Source organism: Lentilactobacillus dabitei (assembly GCF_019061365.1).
Lineage (GTDB): Bacteria > Bacillota > Bacilli > Lactobacillales > Lactobacillaceae > Lentilactobacillus > Lentilactobacillus dabitei.
In genome coordinates, this window is sequence record NZ_JAHPPD010000031.1 from 17857 (window position 1) to 28702 (window position 10846).

The 10846-nt window shown below is 44.0% G+C and carries 8 protein-coding genes; 4 read left to right on the forward strand and 4 right to left on the reverse strand.

Going from position 1 to position 10846, the window contains the following annotated elements:
• Positions 1–8: 8 nt before the first annotated feature.
• The gene (locus tag KTE19_RS06355) at positions 9–446 is read right to left on the reverse strand and encodes a hypothetical protein (protein ID WP_217164533.1); all 438 of its coding nucleotides are present in this window, start codon (positions 444–446) and stop codon (positions 9–11) included.
• A gap of 147 nt (positions 447–593) precedes the next feature.
• Positions 594–1607, reverse strand: coding sequence for a lipoate--protein ligase (gene lplA, locus KTE19_RS06360; RefSeq protein ID WP_217341888.1), 1014 nt, complete (start codon positions 1605–1607; stop codon positions 594–596).
• Positions 1608–2011: 404 nt separating this feature from the next.
• On the opposite strand from lplA, the gene KTE19_RS06365 reads away from it, so the two are divergent.
• The 4 genes from KTE19_RS06365 (at position 2012) to KTE19_RS06380 (ending at position 8398) form a co-directional block, all read left to right on the forward strand.
• Entirely contained in the window at positions 2012–2485 is a 474-nt protein-coding gene (locus KTE19_RS06365) for a universal stress protein (protein ID WP_217164530.1), read from the forward strand.
• Positions 2486–2710: 225 nt separating this feature from the next.
• The gene (locus KTE19_RS06370) at positions 2711–3622 is read left to right on the forward strand and encodes an RluA family pseudouridine synthase (RefSeq protein ID WP_217164527.1); all 912 of its coding nucleotides are present in this window, start codon (positions 2711–2713) and stop codon (positions 3620–3622) included.
• A gap of 34 nt (positions 3623–3656) precedes the next feature.
• Positions 3657–5123, forward strand: a complete 1467-nt coding sequence (locus KTE19_RS06375) for an amidase family protein (protein ID WP_217341886.1) — start codon at positions 3657–3659, stop codon at positions 5121–5123.
• Positions 5124–5146: 23 nt separating this feature from the next.
• On the forward strand, positions 5147–8398 hold the full coding sequence (locus KTE19_RS06380) for a S8 family serine peptidase (protein WP_249778605.1): 3252 nt from the start codon (positions 5147–5149) through the stop codon (positions 8396–8398).
• 99 nt (positions 8399–8497) lie between these two features.
• Here KTE19_RS06380 and KTE19_RS06385 read toward each other — a convergent pair whose 3' ends face one another.
• Together KTE19_RS06385 and KTE19_RS06390 are read right to left on the reverse strand one after the other, a co-directional pair.
• Positions 8498–8734, reverse strand: a complete 237-nt coding sequence (locus KTE19_RS06385; RefSeq protein WP_217164522.1) for a hypothetical protein — start codon at positions 8732–8734, stop codon at positions 8498–8500.
• A 476-nt stretch (positions 8735–9210) separates the two neighbouring features.
• On the reverse strand, positions 9211–10846 hold a 1636-nt coding region (locus tag KTE19_RS06390), incomplete at its 5' end, for a bacterial Ig-like domain-containing protein (RefSeq protein WP_217341887.1).

A 10846-nucleotide genomic window follows, 5' to 3' on the forward strand; every position in this document is an offset into this window, starting at 1 on the left:
ATTTTCACCTACTTTTTGAAATTCTTGAGTTTCTCAGCTTGCTTTTCCCGATGACCCTTTTGGAGAACCACCCGCATTTTATAAGCAATCATAAACCAATAAATATTGATGAAAATGCCAAAAGCACCTAGTGCAGCCATTAACAATCTAATCGCAACGTTAGCCGTGCTGCCATTCATCATGGTAACGACCATCCCGACCAAGCCAACAGTGTAAATTGCCACCACTGCGGCCAATAGATAATAGCTGATTCGAACCTTCAACACAGCTAGAATAATCGTTGCGGCATAAAATGTAATTGCGATGTAAGTTACTTGAAGTGCTTCTGATATTGGAACTGATTGATGCAGCTTCATGATCGGCAGAACCATCAGCCAATTCACGACTAGAAACAGCCCGAGTGAAACAATCGCCCACCAAACCACTTTTTTCTCTTCTGCTTTCATTTGATCCCCTATTCTTTCGATAACTAAAAGAAAAAGGATACAATTATGATTAATTTTATCCTTTTACTTAACAATATTAGTTTAACTTATTTGGTAACGTTAGGAAAGCAAAGTTGAGAAAACTTTACCAGATTGCAATTGAGGGGATTAATCCAGTAACATGTTTACAATCTCCTGCTTTGGAATACCTGTGAAGTACTGATTGGTATCAATCCCACTGAAGGCATCTTCAATATCCTGACGTTCAAATCGTACGCTTTTAAGCTTATCAGCCACTTCTCCTGCATCCTGAGGGCCAAAGAAATCGCCATAGAACTTAATGTTGGTAATTTTACCATCATCTACCTGCAATCGGGCATCGATGGTTCCATTCGTAAAGTGCTGGCGTTTCTTAACGGTAAATTCAGGTGAATTACCATATACCCAATTCCAATTATTATAATAATCATCAAAAATCTTATCGATGCCATCTTGATCTTCATCGGTCAACTGGTATTCCTTATCCTTGATCTGAGCCAAGTCATCTACATGGAACAACTCTTTTAATAAACGGTCACGGAATTCTGGGGTCGTTAAGTTTTGATACTTTGCGGCCAGATATGGCTTCAAATTTGTTACCCGGGAACGCACTGATTTAATTCCTTTAGACTTGATCTTATCCTCTGGGACATCCAATGCTTTTGGAATCACAGAAAGGTCAACGTCTAGCATCAATGTTCCATGAGAGAATGTCTTACCGTTCTTGGTATACATGGCATTCCCGGAGAACTTCTTGCCATCAACTAAGATATCGTTTCGGCCACTGACTTCTGCGGTGGTTGCCCCCATGTCATGCAATGCGTCAACGATTGGCTGAACGAATGATTTAAAGTCGCCAAATTCTTCACTATCACTATCAACCACAAAGCTAAAACACAGATTACCGAGGTCTTGGTAGACCGCACCCCCACCAGAAAGCCGGCGGGTCACGATAATGCCATGTTCATCAACATATTTTTTATTAATTTCTTCAAGAGTGTTCTGATTACGACCAACAATGATACATGGACCTTCAATGTAAAATAGCAGCAACGGTTCATCGAATTCAATTTCATTCATTAAATATTGCTCAGTGGCAAGGTTGCGCCGAATATCGTTTGACTTCATGACGTAATAATACATATTCAAAAACCCTCTTTTCATTTTATGACTCATAAGAATGGTAGCACCAACGGTAAGCGATTACAATCACATGCAAGGCCTTTACTAATTTGGGGTAGCTGCGTAAAGCAGAGATCTGCATGTAAGCACCACTGAGAAAAATTCCAAAACCGGGAATTTCCCTCAGCGGCGACTTGTACTCCGACTTCTAACCGCTTTACTCCGCTCACTTTTTTAGGACAGCTCCTCCAAGCAGCAACTTGCACGTAAGCACCTCAAGCAAAAATTCCCAAACCCGGAATTTCCGCTTGAGGAGACTTACGCTCCGGTTACTAACCGCCTGGATCCGCTCACTTTTTTGCTTACAATTCCATCTGAGAATGTTATAGTTTAGATGGAAGCAAATCGGTTATGGGGTGATGAACATGCAAGAACAAAATTATCAGAACGTCTTGGTACCAGTTGATGGTTCAGCTGTTACTGAAAATGTGCTACAGCGTGCAATTGAAGTAGCCAAAGTTAACAACGCTCATTTAGATATCCTGAACATCTTGGAAGTTAACCAATTTAACCAAACTTATGGGAGTGCCGTAAGCGGCGACGTTGTTTTCAAGTTAACTGAAAACACAGAAAGCAAACTCAAAGAATTGAAAAAACAAGCTGAGGAGGCCGGCGTTAAAGACGTGGATATCCATATTCGATTTGGAAATCCAAAGCCAATTATTGCCCGCGAATTTCCCACTGATCATGATACTGATGTGATCGTGATGGGATCAACCGGGCTGAGTGCCGTTGAACGATTGATTATCGGTTCAGTCACCAGCTACGTCACTCGGACTTCAAAGTGTGACGTCTTGATCGTGCGATCGAAGAATCAAAAGAAACAAACCAGCAAATAAAACAGCAGAAAGATTGAGACATCTGTTCCTTTCCAACCAATCATTATTAGCTTGGATCGATATTGATGGTTAACTTAAAAAAGGCTTTGCCATCCGGTTGACCCGAGTTATTTAACAAAGAGAACCAACTATTCCAAAAAGTTAGGAATAATTGGTTCTTTTCAGTCCATTCTGGGATCAAAGCGCCGATTGTCTCAGTCTTTTTTGGCTTAGAAGAGGAAAAGCATGAACCGTAAACCTTATTGGGCCTTTAAAGAAACCGTTCCCCCAGTCATGAACGGCCAAGCTCTCAAAACACTATTGAATAATTATTGGCAGCTGCCCAAACACCTTGTTTACAGCATTCGCCACGCCGAACGGGTGCTGGTCAATGGCAAGTATTTACCCGTCAATTTTCCGGTTAAAGCTGGTGATCAAATTCAGCTCACTTTTACGCCAGCCGATTTTGCCAATCCGTTTCCTCATGTTCAACCAGATTCAGCTGCCAGCGTTGAAATTGTCTATGAAGACACCAACTTGCTGGTCATCAATAAACGCCGCGGGGATAAAACGCATCCCAATCAGCCGGGGGAAATTGGCGCGACAATCAATCATTTAGCAGCTTACCTGCAGACCGAAGGAACCGTGCCCTACATGATTCACCGATTGGACCAGCAAACCAGTGGGGCCATCCTCTTTGCAAAGAATCCGGTGGTGGTGCCTATCTTGGTCGCAAATATCCGTGAGAAAACGATTAAGCGGACATACTTGGCATGGGTTGAAGGAACCGGGCTTCCATCCAAAGGAACCATTGATCTCCCCATCGGTCGTGATCCCGATGATAAACGAAAGCGAAAAGTAGGTGGTCCAGGCAGTGCTCGGGCAATCACCCACTATCACCTCATCAAACAATCGGGTGATTACTCAATGGTCCAAATTCAGCTAGAAACCGGGCGCACTCACCAAATTCGCGTCCATTTTGAGGCCCTTGGTCACCCCTTGGTTGGAGATCCGCTGTATAATGCAAATGATGGCTGCACTGGTTTGATGTTACACTCGTGGCAAGTTGAACTACCACTTCCATTTACAAAAGAACTTAAAACAATTGTTGCCCCCATTCCACAAGATTTCATTGATTTTGAAACTCATTTGGCTTAATTGAGCGCGCTAACAACGCAGAAAGGAGTCGCAAATGGCAAATACTGATTTATCAAACTATTCCGCAACTGATTTGTCAAAGATGATCCGAGCCGGCCAACTGGATCGACTGGATTTGGTCAATCAATTAATCAGCACAATTAGTGCCGATAATGATCGTTTAAATGCGGTTACCAATGTATGGCCGGACCGCGCCCGAAAAATGGCAACCCAATTCCATGATACTGGCCAAAAGTTCGCGGGGATTCCAATCCTCTTGAAGGGGCTCGGTCAATATTTCAAAGACGAACCGGATACTGGAAGCTCCGAGCTATTGAAGGATCACAAGGCAACCCTGACAAACAATTTTGTCAAATCATTGATTAACGCCGGTTTGATTCCGGTTGGAGCAACCAATGCGCCCGAATTTGGCTTTAAGAATGTGACTGACTCCAAACTTTATGGCAATGCTCACAATCCTTGGAATACTGATTTTCAACCCGGGGGCTCTTCTGGTGGCTCGGCTGCAGCTGTTGGGGCAAACTGGCTGCCAATCGCTGCTGGCAATGATGGTGGAGGTTCTATTCGAATCCCATCTTCATTTTCTGGAACCATTGGCTTGAAGCCAACCCGAGGAAGAGTTCCAACCGGACCGATTGAATGGCGTGGCTGGCAAGGCGCTTCGATTAATTTTGCAATTACCAGAACGATCACCGATACCGCTAATTTATTAGACGCGTTAACAACCGTTCAAATGGCTGCTCCCTTCCAAGTTCCAAAGCCAATTCAGCCATTCGCCCAGTCACTGGACAAGTTACCAAAAGACTTGCATATCGCCTACTCCACTCAATCACCAGTTGGAACACCGGTCTCTGATGAAGCAGAGCAAGCCGTTCTAAACGCTGTCCAATTCCTTCAAACTGCCGGTTTCAGCGTGGAAGCTGCCGACGCCCCAATCGATGGCATTGGTTTAATGAAGAGTTATTACGTGATGAATGCCGGTGAAACAGCCACCTTATTTAATAACATGCACTTGTCAGATGAAACGATCAAACAGAATGTTGAACCATTAACTTGGGCACTAGCTGTCACTGGCCGCTCAGTCACGGCCATTCAGTATAGTCAAGCATTGAGTTTTTGGGATACCGTTGCCAGTGATATGGACGAATTCCAGCAGGCGTTTGATCTCTACTTAACCCCCACCACGGCTCAGCAGGCACCGAGGATCAACACCCCATTGGTTTCTAATGAAAATATGGCTAAACTCATCAATATCGACAGTTTCAATCCAACTGAACAGTTGCAGATTATTTGGGATCAATGGCTGCCAGCATTGACCCTGTCGCCGTTTACCCAGTTGGCAAACATTTCGGGCCAACCGGCAATCAGTTTGCCTACCTACGTTGGTAAAAATGGTATGCCACTCGGTATTCAATTTATCGCCAGAAAAGGTCGCGAAGATTTACTTCTTCAAATAGGCAAGTTGTTTGAGAATAACCACGCCTTCCAATTAAAGCAGTAATTGCTAAATTCAGGAGTGATTTTATGCTATTCATTCATTTAAAGAGACCCATTAAGGGACTAGCAGTCATGTTAGTCGCCCTTTTTGGCTATAGCCTTATCAATTTTTCCCCCGCCACAAATTTGGTTAACCGCCAAAAGATCTTTGCCAGTACCAGACAAACCGCTACACCTGCAAATCAAGCCTCCTTAACCAAGGGAAACGTTGTCGATGCCTGGCAGCAAGGCTTTCAAGGGCAAGGCATGGTCGTAGCAGTTGTTGATAGTGGCATCCAGCCCCACCATGATCTCACCTTAAGTGATCCGGCCACTGCCAAAATCACCAAAATCGCCGCCAAACAATTTATCGCCAACCGGGGTTATGGTCGCTATGTGAGTGCTAAGATTCCGTTTGCGTATGATTATGTTAACAACAATAACGATGATACTGCCCCCGACGAACAAGCTTCCTTTCATGGTCAACACGTGGCTGGGATTGTCGCTGCCAACGGCTCCCCTACCAAAAGTAATTCGCGCTACGTCAAAGGGGTGGCCCCTCAAGCTCAACTACTCAATATGAAGGTATTTGGTGGCTTTGATGATGAATTTCCCAACGACGTTGCCCGCGCAATCCGTGATGCCGTTGATTTAGGAGCTAATGTGATTAACCTATCACTGGGGATTGTCATTGGCAACCAGTCGCAAACTGATCAAGAACAAGCCGCCATTCATTATGCGGTCAATCATGGGATATTTGTTGCAGTTGCCGGTAGTAACTATGGTCACGCCGGTAGTATTCTCACAGACAACAATGAAGACGCCAATTCAAATCAAACAACTTACGAACCAGCCAATACTGGCACCATCACGAACCCGGCCGTTTCAGCCGAAGCCGTGGCCGTTGGTGATGAGAATACCAGTCTGGGGGCCAAAAGTGCCATGGATCCAATCTCAAGCTGGGGGCCCACCCCACAATTTGATTTCAAACCAGAAATTAGTGCCCCGGGAAAAAATATTGTGTCAACTTGGAAGAATAACACGCTGACAACTGATACCGGTACATCAATGGCTTCCCCATACATTGCCGGATCAGCGGCGCTTGTCATGCAAAAATTAACTCAAACTCAACCCGACCTTCAAGGAAAGGCACTGGTTGATGCAGTTAAAGTCTCCTTGATTAACGCAGCGCAGCCAATGAATGATCGCCATTATCCTGGCAACTTGGTTTCTCCTCGGCAGCAGGGTGCTGGCCAAGTTAACGTTGAAAATGCCGTCAATTTAGCCGGTTCGGCGATCGACACAGCTTCTGGGCAAAGCGCCGTTTCACTGCATCAAATTGGCAATCAAGCCCACTTTACCGTTCGGGTAACCAATCATGGCAGTACTCCACAAACTTACACGATCAATCCCGGGACGCCAGCCACCGAAACCCGGACCCTCAAATCATCAGGAGTGGGAATCGCCCACGATTTTCCCCTTGTTGGTGCTACTTTAACCAGTTCCATCAATACAGTTGAACTTAGACCGCAGCAAAGCAAAACGATTGATTTTAACCTGAATATCGCCACTTTAACCCCTTCTAATAAGCAAGTTGAATGCTACGTGACCTTTAAAGCCGCCGATGATAGTCAAAATTTAACCGTGCCTTATTATGGATACTACGGCGATTCAACGGTTGAACAGGTTATTGACAAGCCTGCCAATCAATCCGGGAGCATTTTTTTGGGCGGCTACTTGCTGGATAATCATAACACCCCACTTGGCCTCGGTGATCGAACTTCTTTGGCCAGTTACATCAACGATCATCCAAAGGTTGCCGACCAGATTCCAACTAAAATTGTGACACAAAAGGTGGCCTTTTCACCAAATGGGGACGGGCACGCCGATTCGGTCAATCCATACGTCTTTGCCAAGCAGAATCTAGCAGCCGTCAAAGTTCAAATTTTAGACGCCACCGGCCACGTCATCCGAACGGTTGACCAAGAGACCAATACGACCAGGTCATTTCATGAAGACGGCGCTGCGTACAACAACGATCTAACCCTTTCTGATTCGCTGCGGTTGGCTCCTCAAAAGTTCACTTGGGACGGGAAAGTATTCAATCAAACGACTGGCAAAATGACGCCGGTTGTCGACGGCCGTTATACGTATCAATTCAAAACGACTAACTTTAATGCTGGTCGCCACCGAGTTCAATTCTTTGATCTACCGGTTAAAGTTGATATGATAGCTCCAAAGATTTTAAAAACCAGCTACCATAATGGAGTCGTTAGTGCTGCGTACACCGATAGTGGTGCTGGTTTCGGCCCGTATTCCGCCTTGAGATTAAGCATTAATCACGCTAGTCCTGTTGGAGTTGGCCTGAACAACCATGGTAAATCCAACCGGGGTACCATTCGTTTCCGATTACCACCCAAACAACGGCAACAATTGACTAAGAAGGGTGGCCAACTTCAGCTGACATTAAGCAATGTAGCGGATAACACTAACAAACGGACAATCAGAGTGAAGCCATCGGTAAGTCAATCAAAGGCGCGGGGACCTTTTTCAAACCAACTTTGGGATCAGCAAACCAGCGACCTCCCCGTCATGCAAAGCCGAGAGCCTTATGCTTTGACAACCCGATTCATGAAAACCCCGGGCATTCATTTTCATGGATTAAACGATAACAACATCTCCATTATTAATGCTCACAGCCACGTTTATAATGCCACAAGCCATATCCTGACGATCACCGGCCAAGTCAAACGGGCTCATTCGAAATTGATCATTCTCAAGAACCCAGCTGAGGTCAGTTCACAAAACCGCGTTCATCTCACCAAGACTGGTCATTTCCAATTCAAGATACCACTGCAATCACCAAGTCAAAGAGGCATTGGCTACATTTTGACTCACACAACGAAGAAAAAGACCCATTCATACCGAGGAACCTTGGAAATGATTGTCGACACGACATTACCAACGCTAACGATTGACCAAGACCGTCAAGCGATCTTGGATCACCAAACTGGTCATTACGACGTGACGACCAGTAGCCGTCAGTTTACGTTAAGCGGCACGGTTGATGATAACATTGACGGCTGCCGCCTCGATATTAATGGCAATCTTCTTTTCCATGAACACAATGACGCTGGGTTTAACCCGCTGCCATCCCAGAAAATTGCGAACCCACACAACGCACATCACTTTAACCAAACATTTAATTTACATTTAGGCACGAACTATTTCACCGTCACCGCCACCGATCAAACGGGAAATCAGGTGACTAAAGTCTTTCGGGTTTATCGAACAAATTAATGGTTCAGCTAGTGAGTTCAAAAGGGATTCAAACGTTTACTAATCTCAACGTTTGAATCCCTTTTTGTATTTTGAACATTCATTTTAGTTTCAAATACATTACTCATCGACTTCGTGCTTGGTCTTGTAGTCTTTCCATGCAGCCAACCCAGCATCGGTCAAGCCATCAACTGTTTTGCCGTCGCTTTTGATCAAGCCAGCGTCAATAAGTGGCTGTGGATGGCCGCCAATTGCGTTATCACAATAATCGACAAAGTGGTTAATCAAGGTACCGGCGCCAACTCGGCCAGTTTGAATAGCATCTAATATGTCAAAATCAGTCTGTGAAATTTCCATGATTTTAGTAACCCTCCCTTTTAGATGATTACATTATAATCAAATTTCTAGATAAATGTGCGTAAAAGGATTTTGGCGTTTCAAATTGTTTAGTCATATGGTGCTGAAGGCTCACAGTGCTTTTTTTACTTATTAATGACGCTGATTAACTAAGATTATGAAAAGAAAATAATTTTTGATGTCCCTTGTCCCGTTAGTGATTTTTCTCTTTGAATTTCAAAATTCCAATTATGAGTCGAAGAAGCAATCTAGTCCTGCTATGAATCAGTCGATTAAAGGATACCGCTCAAATCATATTTTTGATTAAATTAAATAGAAAACTGAGATAAATCTTCCAAGGAAGCGGAAGATTTGTCTCAGTTTATTGATTGGCGGGGCATGTTTTGGCCCCTCTTTATCAAACTGACGGAATCCCTGACAAAAAATCTAAGTTAATTGTCAACTATTCTCGTGATTATTAAAAATCTTAAACCAACTTATTTGCCTAAGCGATGGGGCTTAACAATGCTACTAAATTGTTTGTTAGCTGAAACGTAGCGTCCGTTGGTTAATTTGAACCGGTTCATCCCATCAGAACGCTTATACCAAGCAGCAACGTGTAGTTTAGTCCCTTGTCTAACAAATCGGGTTCGGTCTCTCTTGTTAAACCTAGTCCCCTTATATTCATACAACCCTTTAGGATTATATGAATATACTGTTGCGTGCTTAGATCGCCAGTAAAGTGAGGCAACATACTTGCTGTTAGCAGTGATGTAGCTGCCATCGGACAACTTATAACGAGCATGACCTTGCTTATTGGTTACCTTAGCAACCACTCTAAAGTTAGCTGCTTCATAACGTGGTGTTCGTTTGTAGCCTTTGATCCGATTCTTCTTGCTAAACGTGGCCGATTTGTAACGGTAAATGGACCGTTTATTATAAACCTGGAATGACTTGTAGCCTTCAACATTGGGAGTGCTTGGATGTTTGGTTACCGTCGTTGAGTTGCCTGACGTGTTTGAACCGTTCGAATTGCTACTATTGCCGCTACTGTTATTGTTACTTGGCGTTACAACTATTCCAGTGTTAGTACCGTCATTGTTATCACCATTGTTATTGATAGCAGCATCGACAATCACTCTAGTTGTAGCAGTCTTTCCATTGAAACTATAAGTGACAGTGTAAGTGCCAGCTTTAGTGGTATCAAAATCAGCGCCCGTTACCTGTAAGCCTTGCTTAACGACATCAGCATAATTCAATTGTTGACCTTGCTTAGTAGTTGCGGAAATAAAGCCCTGACTTGCATTAAACCTACCACCATTAGTTAATTCAATAGTTGGCACAGTCTTCAAAGCGGTTTGATCAGCATTGACAGTGACCACAGAAGTGGCCGTTTGGCCCTCGTAAGTGTAGGTCACCTTGTAAATGCCGGGTTTGCTGGTATCAACTTTATCACCACCAACCGTCACTTTACTAAAGTCTGCATCACTGCCATCAGCTGATTTGGCTGAAACGAAACCATCTCTGGCGGTATAATTATCGCCAACATAAAGATCAATATTCTTCGCATTAACCGCAGACTGGTTTTTAACCACGTGAACCGTTACATCTTTGGTAACGCCGTCAAATCTCAGCTCCACTGGATAGTCACCAACTTTGGTTGGATCAACAGTTCCGGTAATCGTTAAACCAGCGGCTTTGGCTGCATTATAATCCGTATATTGCTGGCCATCATGGTTAGTCGCTGAATCAAATAATTTAGTAGTATCGAAACTGTCTTGAGTATCGGCAATGATCGTGGCATCATGAGCTGAGATTGCAGCTAAACTATCAGCAACAGTTACCGTAGCGGTCTTAGTGATTCCGGCATAGGTGTAGGTAACTGTGTAGGTACTAGCTTTGGTGGTATCAACTTTATCACCGCCAACCGTTACTTTGTTAAAGTCAACGGCGTTGCCATCTTTATCCAAAGCATTAATGAAGGCATCTTTATTAGCAAAGGTATCGCCAACGTGTAGCGCTAGGTCCTTAACATTTAGAGCCGTTTGATTGGCCAATACAGTGATCTTGGCGGTCTTTGTAATCGAACCCACTTGGTAAGTAACGTTGTAAACACCTGGGGTACCGGTCTTA